The sequence below is a fragment of the Pseudomonas simiae genome (assembly GCF_000934565.1).
GTDB lineage: Bacteria > Pseudomonadota > Gammaproteobacteria > Pseudomonadales > Pseudomonadaceae > Aquipseudomonas > Aquipseudomonas simiae.
Window position 1 is genome coordinate 5,508,746 of the sequence record NZ_CP010896.1, and the last position, 16,602, is coordinate 5,525,347.

18 protein-coding genes are annotated in these 16,602 nt (G+C 59.5%); 9 read left to right on the plus strand and 9 right to left on the minus strand.

Annotation, left to right across the window (positions count from 1 at the left end):
- Positions 1-230: 230 nt before the first annotated feature.
- Complete coding sequence (tyrS, locus tag PF1751_RS25105) at positions 231-1,430, minus strand: tyrosine--tRNA ligase (RefSeq protein WP_010206932.1); 1,200 nt, start codon at positions 1,428-1,430, stop codon at positions 231-233.
- Positions 1,431-1,639: 209 nt separating this feature from the next.
- On the opposite strand from tyrS, the gene PF1751_RS25110 reads away from it, so the two are divergent.
- Together PF1751_RS25110 and PF1751_RS25115 are read left to right on the plus strand one after the other, a co-directional pair.
- A complete protein-coding gene (locus tag PF1751_RS25110; protein WP_042571477.1) occupies positions 1,640-3,058 on the plus strand; it encodes a peptidoglycan DD-metalloendopeptidase family protein in 1,419 nt (472 codons plus the stop codon).
- A gap of 3 nt (positions 3,059-3,061) precedes the next feature.
- A complete protein-coding gene (locus PF1751_RS25115) occupies positions 3,062-4,153 on the plus strand; it encodes an anhydro-N-acetylmuramic acid kinase (protein WP_044287968.1) in 1,092 nt (363 codons plus the stop codon).
- A gap of 77 nt (positions 4,154-4,230) precedes the next feature.
- On the opposite strand, the gene erpA is transcribed toward PF1751_RS25115, so the two are convergent.
- Together erpA and argC are read right to left on the minus strand one after the other, a co-directional pair.
- On the minus strand, positions 4,231-4,581 hold the full coding sequence (gene erpA / locus PF1751_RS25120; RefSeq protein WP_003176443.1) for an iron-sulfur cluster insertion protein ErpA: 351 nt from the start codon (positions 4,579-4,581) through the stop codon (positions 4,231-4,233).
- A gap of 165 nt (positions 4,582-4,746) precedes the next feature.
- Positions 4,747-5,781 (minus strand): N-acetyl-gamma-glutamyl-phosphate reductase, encoded by a 1,035-nt coding sequence (gene argC / locus PF1751_RS25125; RefSeq protein ID WP_044287969.1) that lies wholly within the window; start codon positions 5,779-5,781, stop codon positions 4,747-4,749.
- A 136-nt stretch (positions 5,782-5,917) separates the two neighbouring features.
- Here argC and hemJ point away from each other — a divergent pair, with 136 nt between their 5' ends.
- The 6 genes from hemJ (at position 5,918) to coq7 (ending at position 10,361) form a co-directional block, all read left to right on the plus strand.
- Positions 5,918-6,346, plus strand: a complete 429-nt coding sequence (gene hemJ / locus PF1751_RS25130) for a protoporphyrinogen oxidase HemJ (protein WP_042571475.1) — start codon at positions 5,918-5,920, stop codon at positions 6,344-6,346.
- Between the two features lie 24 nt (positions 6,347-6,370).
- The gene (locus PF1751_RS25135; protein WP_010206937.1) at positions 6,371-7,333 is read left to right on the plus strand and encodes an NAD(P)H-dependent flavin oxidoreductase; all 963 of its coding nucleotides are present in this window, start codon (positions 6,371-6,373) and stop codon (positions 7,331-7,333) included.
- A gap of 70 nt (positions 7,334-7,403) precedes the next feature.
- Positions 7,404-8,360 (plus strand): DUF805 domain-containing protein, encoded by a 957-nt coding sequence (locus tag PF1751_RS25140; protein WP_021491381.1) that lies wholly within the window; start codon positions 7,404-7,406, stop codon positions 8,358-8,360.
- 63 nt (positions 8,361-8,423) lie between these two features.
- Entirely contained in the window at positions 8,424-9,212 is a 789-nt protein-coding gene (locus tag PF1751_RS25145; RefSeq protein WP_010206939.1) for an SDR family NAD(P)-dependent oxidoreductase, read from the plus strand.
- A gap of 46 nt (positions 9,213-9,258) precedes the next feature.
- Positions 9,259-9,597: a histidine triad nucleotide-binding protein gene (locus PF1751_RS25150; protein WP_010206940.1), complete on the plus strand. Its 339-nt coding sequence runs from the start codon at positions 9,259-9,261 to the stop codon at positions 9,595-9,597.
- Between the two features lie 116 nt (positions 9,598-9,713).
- The gene (coq7, locus tag PF1751_RS25155; RefSeq protein ID WP_021491380.1) at positions 9,714-10,361 is read left to right on the plus strand and encodes a 2-polyprenyl-3-methyl-6-methoxy-1,4-benzoquinone monooxygenase; all 648 of its coding nucleotides are present in this window, start codon (positions 9,714-9,716) and stop codon (positions 10,359-10,361) included.
- 61 nt (positions 10,362-10,422) lie between these two features.
- On the opposite strand, the gene PF1751_RS25160 is transcribed toward coq7, so the two are convergent.
- Positions 10,423-10,845 carry an OsmC family protein gene (locus PF1751_RS25160; protein WP_005792019.1) on the minus strand — a complete coding sequence of 141 codons (423 nt, stop codon included), beginning with the start codon at positions 10,843-10,845 and terminating at the stop codon, positions 10,423-10,425.
- 247 nt (positions 10,846-11,092) lie between these two features.
- On the opposite strand from PF1751_RS25160, the gene crp reads away from it, so the two are divergent.
- Positions 11,093-11,737 (plus strand): cAMP-activated global transcriptional regulator CRP, encoded by a 645-nt coding sequence (crp, locus tag PF1751_RS25165; protein WP_010206944.1) that lies wholly within the window; start codon positions 11,093-11,095, stop codon positions 11,735-11,737.
- Here crp and PF1751_RS25170 read toward each other — a convergent pair.
- From PF1751_RS25170 to trpE, 5 genes are all read right to left on the minus strand, one after another.
- Positions 11,734-12,429 (minus strand): lipoate--protein ligase family protein, encoded by a 696-nt coding sequence (locus tag PF1751_RS25170; protein ID WP_010206946.1) that lies wholly within the window; start codon positions 12,427-12,429, stop codon positions 11,734-11,736. The two genes, crp and PF1751_RS25170, sit on opposite strands and share 4 nt — an antisense overlap.
- A 161-nt stretch (positions 12,430-12,590) precedes the next feature.
- Positions 12,591-13,427, minus strand: a complete 837-nt coding sequence (gene trpC / locus PF1751_RS25175) for an indole-3-glycerol phosphate synthase TrpC (protein ID WP_010206947.1) — start codon at positions 13,425-13,427, stop codon at positions 12,591-12,593.
- The gene (gene trpD, locus PF1751_RS25180; protein ID WP_010206948.1) at positions 13,424-14,473 is read right to left on the minus strand and encodes an anthranilate phosphoribosyltransferase; all 1,050 of its coding nucleotides are present in this window, start codon (positions 14,471-14,473) and stop codon (positions 13,424-13,426) included. Before trpD ends, trpC begins: the two co-directional genes overlap by 4 nt.
- A gap of 9 nt (positions 14,474-14,482) precedes the next feature.
- On the minus strand, positions 14,483-15,076 hold the full coding sequence (locus tag PF1751_RS25185; RefSeq protein ID WP_044287971.1) for an aminodeoxychorismate/anthranilate synthase component II: 594 nt from the start codon (positions 15,074-15,076) through the stop codon (positions 14,483-14,485).
- 10 nt (positions 15,077-15,086) lie between these two features.
- Positions 15,087-16,568 (minus strand): anthranilate synthase component I, encoded by a 1,482-nt coding sequence (trpE, locus tag PF1751_RS25190; RefSeq protein ID WP_044287972.1) that lies wholly within the window; start codon positions 16,566-16,568, stop codon positions 15,087-15,089.
- Positions 16,569-16,602: the final 34 nt, after the last annotated feature.

The window sequence follows — 16,602 nt, forward strand, 5'->3', positions numbered from 1 at the left end:
TCAACCACTTGCGCCTTCGATCTCTCGTTAGCGGGAGGCGAATTCTACAGCGTTACACGCTGCTGTCAACACCTCTTTTTCAACTTCCTTTTGGCTTCGATGAACTGAAGCAACCTGCTGCCGAAACTTACATAACTCTTTGTTTACCAAGGAGTTTTCCGTTTCGACTGCGCCGGAAGTGGGGCGAATTATAGACAGATACAATTCGCCGTCAACACCTAATTCCAGTTTTATTCGGATTTGAGCGTAATACGCGCAAATGCCTTCTTACCAGCCTGGCAAACATGGGTGGCACCCAGCTCGTATATAAAGGTGCGATCCACGACCTCACCATCAATACGCACACCACCGGAACCCAGAAGGTCACGCGCAACCGCCGAATTCTTGACCAGACCCGCTTTATTAAGGACAGCAGCAATCGGCATCGCCTCAGCCGCAGACAGCTCAATCTCCGGCAGATCATCCGGCAGCTCGCCATCCTTCATGCGATTGCCCGCTGCACGGTGAGCACTGGCCGCAGCCTCTTCACCATGGAAGCGCGCAACAATCTCTTCGGCCAGCTTGATCTTCACATCTCGCGGATTTGCGCCTGCCTCAACATCAGCACGCAGCGCATTGATTTCATCCATCGAGCGGAAACTCAGCAACTCGAAGTAACGCCACATCAGCGCATCAGGAATCGAAACCAGCTTGCCGTACATCACGCCCGGCGCTTCTTGGATACCGACATAGTTGCCCAGAGACTTGGACATCTTCTTGACGCCATCCAAGCCCTCCAGCAAAGGCATGGTCAGAATGCACTGGGCCTCTTGCCCGTATGCGCGCTGCAACTCACGCCCCATCAACAGGTTGAACTTCTGGTCGGTACCGCCCAGCTCAACATCCGCGCGCAAGGCTACCGAGTCGTACCCCTGAACCAGCGGGTAGAGGAACTCATGAATGGCGATCGGCTGATTGGTGGAGTAGCGCTTGTCGAAGTCATCACGCTCAAGCATGCGCGCAACGGTGTACTGGGAAGTCAGGCGGATGAAATCCGCCGGCCCCATCTGATCCATCCAAGTGGAGTTGAATGCCACTTCGGTCTTGGCCGGATCGAGAATCTTGAACACCTGAGTTTTGTAGGTCTCGGCATTATCGAGAACCTGCTCACGCGTCAGTGGCGGGCGCGTGGCGCTCTTGCCGCTCGGATCACCGATCATCCCGGTGAAGTCACCTATAAGGAAGATGACCTGATGCCCCAATTCCTGGAACTGGCGCAGCTTATTAATAAGCACGGTATGACCCAGGTGCAGATCCGGCGCAGTCGGATCAAAGCCAGCCTTAATACGCAGGGGCTGACCACGCTTGAGCTTTTCGATCAGCTCAGCTTCGACCAACAGTTCTTCCGCACCACGTTTTATCAGCGCTAGCTGCTCTTCAACCGACTTCATAACAGACCCGCAAGGCTCAGATTCAAAAGGGAACCAACCATACAAGATCAGGGACTAATTACAAGTTTTGCCCTGCGAACGGACACCGTTCAGCAAGCCCAGCGTTCGCGAGCTTGCGCCACAGATGATTTGGTTATATTTTATACAGTTATTTCATCTTCATCATGTCATTCATCTTTTCCATTTCATCTTCAAAGTCAAAATTACCTATGACCACTGAACCGTCTAAAGCGCCGCCGCTTTACCCGAAGACCCACCTGCTCGCCGCAAGTGGTATCGCCGCCCTTCTCAGCCTGGCACTCCTGGTATTCCCTTCCAGTGACGTAGAAGCCAAACGAACATCCCTGAGCCTTGACCTGGAAAGTCCAGTTGAACAACTGACACAAGATCAAGACGCTTCCGACGCGCAACAAGCCACAAATGCACCCACCGAATCACCGTTCGCGCAGATAGAAAGCGGTCCTGAAGATACCCAGCAAGCCGCCCAAGAGCCGCCCGCGCCGGCTGCCGACGCCGCCAAAAATCCACAACACCGAGAAGTGGTCGTGGCCAGGGGCGACACATTGTCGACCCTGTTCGAGAAAGTCGGCCTCCCTGCAGCCACCGTCAATGAAGTGCTGGCCAGCGACAAGCAGGCCAAGCAATTCACCCAGCTCAAACACGGCCAGAAACTTGAGTTCGAACTGACGCCCGACGGCCAGTTGCACAACCTGCACAGCAATGTCAGCGATCTCGAGAGCATCACCCTGACCAAAGGCGCCAAGGGTTTTGCCTTCAACCGCATCACCACCAAACCCGTGATGCGCTCCGCCTATGTCCACGGCGTCATCAATAGCTCTCTGTCGCAGTCGGCTGCCCGCGCCGGCCTGTCCCACAGCTTGACCATGGACATGGCCAGCGTGTTTGGCTACGACATCGACTTCGCCCAGGACATCCGCCAAGGCGACGAATTCGACGTGATCTACGAGCAGAAAGTCGCCAACGGCAAGGTCGTCGGCACCGGCAACATTCTCTCTGCGCGCTTTACCAACCGCGGCAAGACCTACACCGCCGTGCGTTACACCAACAAACAAGGCAACAGCAGCTACTACACCGCCGATGGCAATAGCATGCGCAAGGCCTTCATCCGCACCCCGGTGGACTTCGCTCGTATTAGCTCGCGTTTCTCCATGGGTCGCAAGCATCCAATTCTGAACAAAATCCGCGCCCACAAAGGCGTGGACTATGCGGCTCCGCGTGGTACACCGATCAAAGCGGCAGGTGACGGCAAAGTCTTACTGGCCGGGCGTCGTGGTGGCTACGGCAACACCGTGATCATCCAGCACGGCAACACCTACCGTACGCTATACGGCCACATGCAAGGCTTCGCCAAGGGCGTGAAAACCGGCGGCACTGTGAAGCAAGGCCAGGTGATTGGCTATATCGGCACTACCGGCCTGTCCACTGGCCCGCATTTGCACTATGAGTTCCAGGTCAATGGCGTGCACGTTGACCCGCTGGGTCAAAAGCTGCCAATGGCCGACCCGATCGCCAAGGCTGAACGCGCCCGCTTCATGCAACAGAGCCAGCCATTGATGGCACGCATGGATCAGGAACGCTCCACCTTGCTGGCTTCGGCGAAGCGTTAAGGCATGCCTCTCTATGTAGGTGTGATGTCCGGGACCAGCCTCGATGGCCTGGATATCGCCGTGATCGAGCAAGGCCCGGCGATCAAGTTGATCGCCTCGCACTACATCCCCATGCCAGATACCTTACGTGCCGAACTGCTTGCCTTGTGCGCCAGCGGGCCGGATGAAATCGCCCGCTCTGCCATGGCCCAGCAGAACTGGGTGAAGCTGGCCGCACACGGTATTCACACGCTGCTCGATCAGCAAAACCTCAAGCCCCAGGACATTCGTGCGATCGGCAGCCATGGCCAGACCATCCGCCATGAGCCCGCCCGCGGCTTTACCGTGCAAATCGGTAACCCGGCCTTGCTCACCGAGCTGACAAATATCACCGTGGTCAGCGATTTCCGCAGCCGTGATGTGGCCGCCGGTGGCCAGGGCGCGCCGCTGGTGCCCGCCTTCCACGAAGCGCTGTTTGGCGAGCACACCGGTAACCGTGCGGTATTGAATGTAGGAGGTTTCAGTAACCTCAGCCTGATTGAAACCGGCAAGCCTGTAGCCGGCTTCGATTGCGGCCCAGGCAACGTCCTATTGGATGCATGGATTCACCAACTACACGGCGAACGTTTTGATCGCGATGGTCAGTGGGCCGCCAGCGGAAAGGTCGAGCCCCAGTTGCTCAGCGCCCTGCTCAGCGACCCCTTCTTCGTGACCAAAGGCCCCAAGAGCACTGGGCGCGAAGTGTTCAACCTGGAATGGCTGCACCAACACCTTGGCCTCTTGCCTGCATTTGAGCCCCAGAATGTGCAGGCAACGCTGCTTGAGCTGACCGCCCTGACGATCGTTGAGTCCTTACAGTCAGCCCAACCCCATACAGAAACATTGCTGGTCTGCGGCGGCGGCGCTCACAATTCCACGCTCATGAGTCGTCTGGCCGCTCTGCTACCGTCAACCCACGTCAGCAGCACCGCCACCTACGGCGTGCACCCCGACTGGGTCGAAGCCATGGCCTTCGCCTGGCTGGCCCACTGCTGCCTTGAGGGCATTGCCGCCAACCGGCCGAGCGTCACCGGCGCACGTGGGCTTCGGGTACTGGGCGCCATCTACCCCGCCTGATTCGCCCCGCAATCAGCAGACAGCAAAACGCCGCTTGGCCTATCACAGCCAAGCGGCGTTTTTGTATGCTCTGCAGATCAGATCGAGAACGAAGACCCGCAACCACAGGTAGTGGTGGCATTAGGGTTCTTGATCACGAAACGCGACCCTTCCAAACCTTCCTGGTAATCCACCTCGGCACCTGCCAGGTATTGGAAGCTCATCGGGTCCACGACCAGGCTCACGCCTTCGCGCTCAACGATGGTGTCATCATCGGCCACATCTTCATCGAAGGTAAAACCGTACTGAAACCCTGAACAACCGCCGCCCGTAACGAATACGCGCAGCTTCAAGCGATCATTACCCTCTTCATCGACCAGGCTCTTCACCTTGTGCGCAGCACCGTGGGTGAATTGCAAAGCCGTGGGGGTGAAGGATTCAACGCTCATGCTGATAATCTCCCGGCGTAGCGCCGCCATATGCGTAATGGCCGGTATTATCCGCTTCTCCTAGAAAAGCGGTCAACTATTGTTACGGTATATCAATCTCCATAGCAGCCATTAAAAACACAAAAGGCCCGTTCAACGGGCCTTTTGCGCAACCACCTGAGCGTCTTAAGGCAGTATGCCCGCGTGGGACAAGCCCAGCTTCTCATCCAGGCCAAACAGGATGTTCATGTTCTGTACCGCCTGGCCCGACGCGCCCTTGACCAGGTTATCGATCACCGACAACACCACGACGAGGTCGCCATCCTGAGGGCGGTGCACGGCAATCCGGCACACATTGGCGCCGCGCACGCTGCGGGTTTCTGGATGGCTGCCGGCTGGCATCACGTCGACGAACGGTTCGTTGGCATAACGCTTTTCGAACAGCGCCTGCAGGTCAACCGAACGGTCAGCCACAGTGGCGTAGAGCGTGGAATGAATGCCGCGGATCATCGGGGTCAGGTGTGGTACGAAGGTCAGGCCCACGTCTTTACCGGCTGCACGACGCAGGCCCTGGCGGATTTCCGGCAAGTGACGATGCCCTTTTACCGCGTAGGCCTTCATGCTTTCCGATGTCTCGGAGTACAGCGAACCCACCGCCGCACCACGACCGGCGCCACTCACACCCGACTTGCAGTCTGCGATCAGGCGCGACGCATCAGCCAACCCGGCTTCCAGCAATGGCAGGAAACCCAGTTGTGTTGCCGTTGGATAGCAACCTGGCACCGCGATCAGGCGCGCTTGCTTGATCTGCTCACGATTGACTTCCGGCAGGCCGTACACCGCCTCCTCCAGCAACTCTGGCGCACCGTGCGGCTGGCCGTACCACTTGGCCCACTCATCGGCGTCCTGCAGACGGAAGTCCGCGGACAAGTCGATCACCTTGGTGCCAGCGGCCAGCAGCTCACCAGCCAATGCGTGGGCAACACCGTGAGGCGTGGCGAAGAACACCACATCGCACGCGCCCAGGGTCTTGATGTCCGGAACGCTGAACGCCAGGCCGTCATAGTGGCCTCGCAGGTTCGGGTACATATCGGCCACGGCCAGCCCGGCCTCGGATCGGGAAGTGATGACCACCACCTCAGCTTGCGGATGCTGTGCCAACAGACGCAGCAATTCGACACCGGTGTAACCCGTGCCGCCGACGATACCGACCTTGACCATAAACCTGCCCTCAACGAACCCACTGGAAAGCCGTCGATAATAGGGGCCGTATCGTCCTGCGACAACCGTCAACGTGACGTACGGGCGCATGAGCCACTACTATCTTCAGTTACCGTGAACCTGGGAATAACTAGAAATGCTCTATCTATGGATCAAAGCCTTCCACATCGTCAGCATCGTCTGCTGGTTTGCCGGGCTGTTCTACCTGCCACGCCTGTTCGTCTACCACGCCCAAAGCGAGGATACCGTCAGCAAGGAGCGCTTCAGCGTCATGGAGCGCAAGTTGTACCGCGGCATCATGGGGCCGGCGATGGTTGCCACGCTGATTTTCGGCGGCTGGCTGATCTACCTGAACCCGAGCATCTTTCATTCGGGCGCCTGGATCCACGCCAAACTGACCCTCGTCGTACTGCTCATCGGTTACCACCATATGTGCGGCGCGCAAGTAAAACGCTTCGCCCGTGGCGAAAACACCCGCAGCCATGTCTTTTATCGCTGGTTCAATGAAGTACCCGTTCTGATATTGCTGGCTATCGTAATTTTGGTCGTGGTCAAACCGTTCTAACTTCAATTACTCGGGGTACCTCCAATGTCACTGCCCGCTCTGCTTGAACAACGTCTGCGCCTGCCCGTCGTGGCGGCACCGATGTTCCTGATTTCCAACCCGCAACTGGTCCTGGCGTGCTGCCGCAATGGGGTCGTCGGAAGCTTCCCGGCGCTCAACCAACGCGAAAGCAGCGGGTTCAAGGCCTGGCTGGAGGAAATCGAAGCGGGCCTGGCGCAGTTGGACAACCCCGCGCCTTACGCCGTCAATCTGATCGTGCACAACAGCAACCCGCGGCTGGAGGCGGACCTGGCGATTTGCGTCGAACACAAAGTGCCGATCGTCATTACCAGCCTGGGCGCTGTGAAGGAATTGGTAGACGCCGTACACAGCTACGGCGGCCTGGTGTTCCATGACGTCACCACCCGACGTCATGCCGAGAAGGCTGCCGAAGCCGGCGTGGATGGCTTGATCGCCGTGGCGGCCGGCGCTGGCGGCCACGCCGGCACCTGGAGCCCGTTCTCGCTGATTGCCGAAATCCGCCAGTTCTTCGACAAAACCCTGCTGCTGGCCGGCTGCCTCAACCACGGGCACGAGATTCTCGCCGCCCAGTTGCTGGGGGCCGACCTGGCCTATTTCGGCACACGCTTTATTGCCACCACCGAAAGCCATGCCCCGGATGCGTATAAAGAGATGCTGCTCACATCGCGCGCCGCCGACATCGTGCACACTCCCGCTGTCTCCGGCGTGCCCGCCAGTTTTATGCGCCAGAGCCTGGAAAACGCCGGTTTCGACCTGGCCGCCCTGCAAGGCAAAGGCGAAGTGAACTTCGGTTCCAAGCTCAAGCCGTTGAGCGACGAGGCCAAGGCGTGGAAAACTGTATGGTCGGCCGGCCAAGGTGTCGGTGAAATTGATGATTTGCCCAGCGTCGATGAACTGGTTGCCCGTCTGGATGCCGAATATCGCAAAGCCCGCGAACAGGCAGCTCAGTTGCGCTGGCCGCGCTGACCCCACCGCAAGGCCTGCCACTTGAGCCGGCCTGCACTACCTCCCTGAATCAAGTGACAAGGAAGCCCGCATGAGCGACAACCGTTTCAAGATTGTGTTTGATGGAGCCTTGCTCCCGGGTGTCGAAAGCACCACGGCCAAGCTGAACCTGGCCGAGCTGTTCAAGAGCGACGTCGAAGCCATCGAGAAGCTCTTCACCGGTCGCCCGGTCGCGCTCAAGCGTGACCTGTCGCGCCCGGATGCAGAAACCTACCTCACCGCACTGAAAAACGCCGGGGTCGATGCACGCATCGAAGCTGAACAGCCTGTCGCCTTCAGCCTCGCCGAGACCCACGAAACGGATTCCGGCAGCTTCTCGCGCACTGCGGCCTCACCTTACGCACCACCGCGCTCCGCTGTGGGTGATGACCTGCCGGAATACGCCACCCTCAAGGTGTTCACCATCCACGGGCGCATCGGGCGCTTGCGGTACCTCGCCTGGACCCTGGTGTTGACTCTGGCGCTGTTGGTGGCGGGTGGCATCATCAGCACCGTTAGCTTTGCCGTTGCGACCGCTTCGCCAACCGCGGGCACTATCCTCGGCGTATTGCTGGGCCTCGCGTTGTTTGTCGCGCTGGTCTGGGTCAGTGTACAAATCGGTGTGCAGCGCCTGCACGACCTGGGTTGGTCGGGCTGGTTGTACTTTCTCAACCTGGTGCCGCTGGTGAACAGCGTCTTCCCGATCCTGCTGCTGGTATTGCCGGGTAATGCAGGCGCCAACCAGTACGGTGCGCCACCACCACGCAACTCCACGGCGGTAAAAGTCCTGGCCACCCTGTGGCTGGCGTTTATCCCGGTCATGCTTGCCATCGTGGTGACCCTGGGTATGAACGGTTACCTGAACCAGCTCGAAGCCAACATGGACAGCGGCTACGAAAGCAGCTCCATCACCTCCGATGAAGATGCCGACCAAGCCGCGACCGTCGAAGAAGACGAAGCGCAGAGTGCTGACGAAGCGGACGAACCTGTAGACTCTCCAGAACAGTGAAGAAACGCCCCCGGCCTGTGATGCCTTTGTCACAGGCGCGGTGGCGTTGCGATGGAGAAAGGCATGACCCGTTACGCTCTGATCACCGGCGCCTCCAGCGGCATCGGCCTGGCCTTGGCCGAAGCGCTGGCCCGTCGCGGCCGCAGCTTGATTCTGGTGGCCCGCCAGCGTGACCAGTTGGAAAACATTGCAATCGAATTGACCCAACGCTTTGGCGTCGAGGTGCTGTTCCGGGCCTGCGATCTGGGCGAGCCGCTGCGCTTGTCCGGGTTCCTGCTGGAGCTTGAAGAAGGCGAACGGCAGATCGACCTGCTGGTGAACTGCGCCGGCATCGGCACCAGCGGGCCATTCCTGGCCCAGGACTGGATGACCGAACAAGACCTCATGGAGGTCAACATCCTCGCCCTGACCCGCATGTGCCACGCCCTTGGCAACACCATGGCGCTGCACGGCGGTGGCCAGATTCTCAATGTGGCCTCCGTCGCGGCATTCCAGCCTGGCCCGTGGATGAGCACCTATTACGCCAGCAAGGCCTATGTGCTGCACTTCTCCGAAGGCCTGCGCGAAGAACTGAAAACCTGCGGCATCAAGGTCTCGGTGCTCTGCCCCGGCCCGACACGTACCGCATTCTTCGGCACGGCACAAATGGACACCGCCAAACTCGACCGCAGCCAACAACTGATGAGCCCCGAAGAGGTGGCGCTCTATACCGTGCGCGCCCTGGAAAAGAACAAGGCCATCATCATTCCCGGCCGACGCAACCGCTGGCTCGCCTTCAGCCCGCGTTTCAGCCCACGCTGGCTGACCCGCAAGATCGCCGGCGCCATCAACAAGGCCTATTGCCCGCGCTGACTGGCTGAGTACACTCACCCTGCACATTCATAATGGAGAAACAGCTGTGGATACTCTGTTCACCAAGATCATCAACAGAGAAATACCTGCGGATATCATCTACGAAGATGATCAAGTCCTGGCGTTCAAGGACATCCACCCAGCGGCGCCAGTGCACTTCCTGGTCATTCCCAAGAAACACATCCCCACCCTCAACGACCTGACCGAAGAAGATAAAGCCCTGGCCGGTCATATTCTGTTCACCGCCCAGCGTTTGGCCGTGGAACAGGGGTGTGAAGAGGGTTTCCGGGTGGTCATGAACTGCAACCCGAAAGGTGGGCAGACCGTTTATCACATCCATATGCATGTGCTGGGTCAGCGCCAGATGAACTGGCCACCGGGCTGATCAGCCCTTAGGCACAGGGCGCGGCCCAGGCTGCGACCCCATGCCCTTGACGCAGCGCAAACGCTTCCCCCTCTCTTGCGGTAAACTGGCCGCCGAGATTCTTCCCGGAGGTCAGCATGACTACCCAACGTCACTACTCGCCGATTGACCGTCTGTTGCTGCAAGCCGACATGGCCATGCGCACGCTGCTGCCATTCAGCGGCCAGCCGTATCGCCCCTCGCCCGCCATCGTGCAGCCCGACGCCCAGATGAGCGAGACCGAGACCCGTCACGTCGCCGGCCTGATGCGCATCAACCATACCGGCGAAGTCTGTGCCCAGGCGCTGTACCAGGGCCAGGCCTTGACCGCCAAGCTGCCCCAGGTACGCGCGGCCATGGAACATGCCGCCGAAGAAGAGATCGATCACCTGGCCTGGTGCGAGCAACGCATTCGCCAATTGGGCAGTCACCCGAGTGTGCTGAACCCGCTGTTTTATGGTTTGTCGTTCGGGATTGGCGCCGCTGCCGGCCTGATCAGCGATAAAGTCAGCCTGGGGTTTGTCGCGGCGACCGAACATCAGGTGTGCAAACACCTGGATGAACATTTGGAGCAACTGCCGGCCGAAGACGAAAAATCCCGGGCCATTCTGGAGCAGATGCGTGTTGATGAAGAGCATCACGCGGAAAGCGCACTGGATGCTGGCGGCTTCCGCTTCCCTGCGCCGGTAAGGTTTGGCATGAGCCTGTTGGCCAAGGTCATGACCAAAAGCACCTACCGTATCTGAAGCGTCACCCGCAGGAGCGAGCTTGCGGTGGCGAGCTCACTCATGGGGGGGCTGCGGTCGATCAACCCAACTCGATGATTTCGTAATCGTGGGTGATGGCCACACCGGCCGCGCCGAGCATGATCGACGCCGAGCAGTACTTCTCAGCCGACAACTCAATCGCACGCTTGACCTGGGCTTCTTTAAGCGCCCGCCCCTTCACCACGAAATGCATGTGGATCTTGGTGAATACCTTGGGGTCTTCAGTGGCTCGCTCAGCCTCCAGAAAGGCTTCACAGCTTTCCACTGCCTGGCGGGATTTCTTGAGGATGCTGACCACGTCGAAATTGCTGCAACCGCCCACGCCCAGCAGGAGCATTTCCATCGGGCGTACGCCCAGGTTACGGCCACCCGCTTCCGGCGGACCGTCCATGACCACCACATGGCCACTGCCCGACTCACCGAGGAACATGGCTTCGCCCGCCCATTGGATGCGTGCCTTCATCGCCCAGACTCCACTGCTAAAAAAGGGTCGCCAGCTTAGCACAGGGCCCGCCTGCGTCAGTGTTTCCAACAAAAGCGATCAATAGCAGGGTTTGCGCAGAAAATTGGCTAATCGAGTCAGAATGTGTCTGTTAAGCTGACGCCAAATCGATGGCGTAATGCCACCCTTTATGCAGTGCGTATCAGTGCCGATACCCGATGAATACAACAACTCAAACTATTTAGCGCAGTCTTTTCGGGATACAACCATGGTTGCCCTTACTCCCATACCCAAAATCAAGAATCTCGACAAACTGTTGATGCATTGCCAGCGCCGTCGTCACCCGGCCAAGCACAACATCATCTGCGCCGGCGAACGCTCCGAAACGCTGTTCTTCATCATCAAAGGCTCGGTCACCATCCTGATCGAGGATGACGACGGTCGCGAAATGATCATTGCTTACCTGAACACCGGGGATTTCTTTGGGGAGTTGGGGCTGTTCGAACAAGCCGGCAAGGAACAGGAACGCAGCGCCTGGGTGCGCACCAAGGTCGAATGCGAAGTGGCCGAGATCAGCTACGCCAAGTTCCGCGAACTGTCCCAGCACGATCCCGACATTCTCTACGCCCTGAGCGGCCAGATTGCCCAGCGCCTGCGGGACACCACCCGCAAGGTCGGCGACCTCGCGTTCTTTGACGTCACCGGCCGAGTCGCGCGTTGCCTGCTGGACCTGTGCAAGCAGCCCGACGCCATGACGCACCCCGACGGCATGCAGATCAAGGTCACGCGCCAGGAAATCGGGCGCATTGTCGGCTGTTCACGGGAGATGGTCGGTCGCGTGCTCAAGGATCTGGAAGAGCGCAACCTGGTGCATGTCAAAGGCAAGACGATGGTGGTGTTCGGTACCCGTTAAACCGGCAGGAAGCTGGCCAACATTTGACGGTACAAGGTATCCAGCCGGCTGATCGCATCCGGCGCGGGGAAAGCTTCGTGCAAGGCGATATGGCTGTCTGCACGAACCCGCTGGTCGAGACCACACGCTTCATTGAACCGATTGACCGCCGCGATCAACGCCTCGCGATCGTTCTCCAGCAACAAGGCACCGTGCACCAACCCTACCGGGCGGCCACCACTTTGGCGCCAGCGCTGGGCAGTGCCGACCATTTTTCGACCGTTGAGGTTGACGTTGTAACGGCCATCGCAAAACGCCCCATCGATTTCACCAACCGAGGCATCACCGCCCAACTCGATCAGCAAATCGCAGATCGGTTGGCATAAGCGCAGGTAACCGGTTTCGATACGATTCTGGTCACCTTCACTGCGCGGTGGGGCGTAGACCAGGGCGATGTTGACCGTGGCATTCGACTGCGGCACCGGTTCTCCGCCGGTTTCACGCAGCAATACCGGCCAACCGGCGTCAGCCGAGACTTGGCTGGCGGTTTCGAACGCCGGCAGCCGACTCAAACGGCGGGGCATCACCAAGGCTTGATCGTTGGGTTGCCAGAACAGCAGGCCAAACGCCTGATCACCCGCGCAGACGGCTGCCAGCAAGGCTTGCTCGGCGGCCAGCCCAGCTTCAACCGTCATCGACACCGGCTTAGCCATCAAACACCTACCTATCTGAATAGACACAAACCCAGATGTGGGAGCGGGCTTGCTCGCGAATGCGGTCTGTCAGTAAAAAGCGCAATGACTGATACACCGCATTCGCGAGCAAGCCCGCTCTTACATTTAGACTGTATTTTAAATGTTGACCGGGTTTTACGTCAGTCTAGTGTCGAACCGCTGACCGCCACGCCCCGCTCCGGGAAGAACAGGCGCTGCAGTTCAGCCCCTGGGTTCTCGGCCCGCATGAAGGTCTCGCCCACCAGGAACGAATACACCCCACTGATCTCCATCAGCTCCACATCGGCACGGTTGACGATGCCGCTCTCGGTGATCACCAGACGGTCACGCGGAATGCGCGGCAGCAGGTCGAGGGTGTTTTCCAGGCTGACCTCGAAGGTGTGCAGGTTACGGTTGTTGACCCCCACCAGCGGTGTGTCGAGGGTTTTCAGTGCGCGTTCCAGCTCATCGCCGTCGTGCACTTCCACCAGCACGTCCAGACCGACGCTTTTGGCCACGGCTGCCAGCTCGGCCATCTTCACGTCATCCAGCGCGGAAACGATCAACAGCACACAGTCGGCGCCCAGGGCACGGGCTTCGACGATCTGATACGGATCGACCATGAAATCCTTGCGGATCACCGGCAACTTGCACGCGGCGCGGGCTTGCTGCAGGAACAGGTCGGAACCCTGGAAATAGTCGATATCGGTCAGCACGGACAGGCACGTGGCCCCGCCCTTCTCATAACTGACGGCGATTTCCGACGGCACGAAGTTCTCGCGGATCACACCCTTGCTAGGCGAGGCCTTCTTGATTTCCGCAATGACGGCAGGCTGCTTTTCCTTGGCCTGCTTGATCAGCGCATTGGCAAAGCCACGCGGTGCATCGGCGGTTTTCGCCTGGGCTTCCAGCTCAGCGAGACTGACGCGGGCACGGCGCTCAGCCACTTCTTCAGCCTTGCGAGCCAGGATCTTTTCCAGAACGGTCGGCACACTCATCCTTCATTCTCCATCTTGAACACCGCAGTAAAGGCACCCAGTTCTTCAAGCTTCTCGCGCGCGAGCCCGGTGTGCAACGCATCATGAGCAAGGGCTACGCCCTCTTTAAGACTGTAGGCGTGATCGGCGGCATACAGCGCCGCACCGGCATTCAGAACAATCATTTCTGCCGCTTTTTGACCATTCTCGGTCTTGCGACGCCCCAAGGCATCGCGAATCAGTTCCAGGGACGCCGCCGGGCTTTCCACCGCCAGGCCGTGCAGGCTCTGGCTCTTCATGCCCAAATCTTCCGGCTCGACCCAATATTCGGTGACCTGGTCGTTCTTCAGTTCCGCCACGAAGGTCGGAGCCGCCAGGCTGAATTCGTCCAGGCCGTCCTTGGAATGCACCACCAGCACATGCTTGCTGCCCAGACGCTGCAGCACTTCGGCTAATGGCCGGCACAGTGCCTGGCTGAATACGCCCACCACCTGGTGTTTCACACCGGCCGGATTCGTAAGCGGGCCGAGCATGTTGAACAGGGTGCGCAGGCCGAGGTCCTTGCGCGGACCCGCGGCGTGCTTCATCGCGCCATGGTGGGATTGGGCAAACATGAAGCCGATGCCGACGCTGTCGATGCAGCGCGCCACTTGTACCGGCGTCAGGTTCAGGTAGATCCCGGCTGCTTCCAGCAAATCGGCGCTGCCGCTCTTGCCGGACACCGCACGGTTACCGTGCTTGGCCACGGTGCAACCTGCAGCCGCGACCACAAACGAAGAAGCCGTCGACACGTTGAAGATGTTCGCACCGTCACCGCCGGTGCCGACCACATCCACCACGCCATCGAGGGTCTTGAGCTCGACCTTGTCCGCCAGCTCGCGCATCACCGATACGGCGCCGACGATCTCGTCAATGCTTTCGCTCTTCATGCGCATGGCCATCATGAACGCGCCGATCTGCGCGTCCGTGCATTGGCCGGTCATGATTTCGCGCATCACATCGCTCATTTCAGCGGTGCTCAGGTCCAGGTGGCCGACGATACGGCTCAGGGCAGTCTTGATATCCATGGAAAGTCCTTAGCGCGTGCCGCCGCTCTGCTTGAGAAAGTTGGCGAACAGCTCGTAGCCCTGCTCGGTCAGGATCGACTCGGGGTGAAATTGCACCCCTTCGATATTCAGTGTCTTGTGGCGCAGGCCCATGATTTCGTCGACCGAGCCGTTTTCCAGTTGGGTCCAGGCGGTCAGCTCCAGGCATTCCGGTAGGGTTTCGCGCTTGACCACCAGCGAGTGGTAGCGGGTCACCGTCACCGGAAGGTTGAGGCCATGAAACACGCCTACATCTTTATGGAACACCGGGCTGGTCTTGCCGTGCATCACCTGGCGCGCGCGCACTACGTCGCCGCCAAAAGCCTGGCCAATGGATTGGTGGCCCAGGCACACGCCCAGGATCGGCAGCTTGCCGGCGAAATACTGGATCGCTTCCAGGGAAATACCCGCCTCGGTCGGCGTGCACGGGCCTGGCGAAACCACGATGCGCTCCGGGTTCAGGGCTGCGATCTCGGCCACGGTCAGTTCGTCGTTGCGCACCACCTTGACCTCGGCACCCAACTCGCCCAGGTACTGCACAACGTTGTAGGTAAAGGAATCGTAGTTATCAATCATCAGCAACATGGGGGAAACCTCAAGAATTAGGGGTCTGTTCAGCCAGCGCAACGGCGCGGAACATCGCGCGGCGCTTGTTCAGGGTTTCTTCCCACTCGAGGGCCGGCACCGAGTCGGCGACAATCCCGCCACCGGCCTGCACGTGCAGCTCTCCGTCCTTGATCACGGCCGTACGAATCGCAATGGCCGTGTCCATGTTGCCGTTCCAGGCGAAATAACCCACGGCGCCGCCGTAGACACCACGTTTCACCGGTTCCAGCTCGTCGATGATTTCCATCGCGCGGATCTTCGGCGCACCCGACAAGGTGCCCGCCGGCAGAATCGCGCGCAGTGCGTCCATCGCAGTCAAGCCGGCTTTCAGCTCGCCGGTGACGTTGGACACGATGTGCATCACATTCGAATAACGCTCGATCACCATCTTCTCGGTGAGTTTCACCGAACCAATTTCCGAGACACGCCCGGTGTCATTGCGCCCCAAGTCAATCAGCATCAGGTGTTCGGCGATTTCCTTGTCGTCGCTCAGCAGGTCTTCTTCCAGCGCCAGGTCGGCCTCTTCGGTCGCACCACGCGGGCGCGTACCGGCGATCGGGCGCACGGTGATCAAGTTGTCTTCGACACGCACAAGCACTTCCGGCGAACTGCCCACCACGTGGAAGTCACCAAAGTTGAAGAAGTACATGTACGGCGTCGGATTGAAGCAGCGCAATGCGCGATACAGATCGATCGGCGCGGCCTTGAAGTCGATGGACATGCGTTGCGATGGCACCACCTGCATGCAGTCACCGGCGAGGATATATTCCTTGATGGTGTCGACGGCACGCTCGTAGTCATCCTGGGTAAAGCTGGAGCGGAACACCGGGTCGGCGGCCGGTGGACGGCTGAGGTCCAGGCCGCGACGCGGGGTGATCGGCTGACGTAGTTTTTCCAGCAGGGCTTCGAGGCTGGCCTGGCCTTGTTCGAAGGCGTCGGCCTGGGACGGGTCGGCGAGCACGATCGCGTGCATCTTGCCGGCCAGGTTGTCGAATACGACGACCGCATCGGAAACCATCAGCAGAATGTCCGGCACACCCAGCGGATCCGGGTTCGGGCATTTGCCCAAGCGTTTTTCCACATAACGCACGCAGTCATAACCGAAGTAACCCACCAGACCGCCGTTGAAACGCGGCAGGCCGGCAATGGTCGGCACGTTGTAGCGCGCCTTGAACGCTTCGACGAACGCCAGCGGGTCGTCGACATCGTGGCTTTCGATCTCGACGCCATCATGGGTAATGCTCACGTGATGGTCGTGTACACGCAGTACCGTGCGGCACGGCAAGCCGATGATCGAGTAACGCCCCCACTTCTCGCCGCCCTGTACGGACTCAAGCAGGTAGGAGTTAGGCTCGTCGGCCAGTTTCAGGTAGATCGACAGCGGCGTGTCGAAGTCGGCCAGGGTTTCGCAGGCCAGGGGGATGCGGTTATAGCCGGCAGCAGCCAAACGCAGGAATTCTTCGCGGGTCATGATATGCCTCGTGGCTTGAGGGTCTAACAGTCAG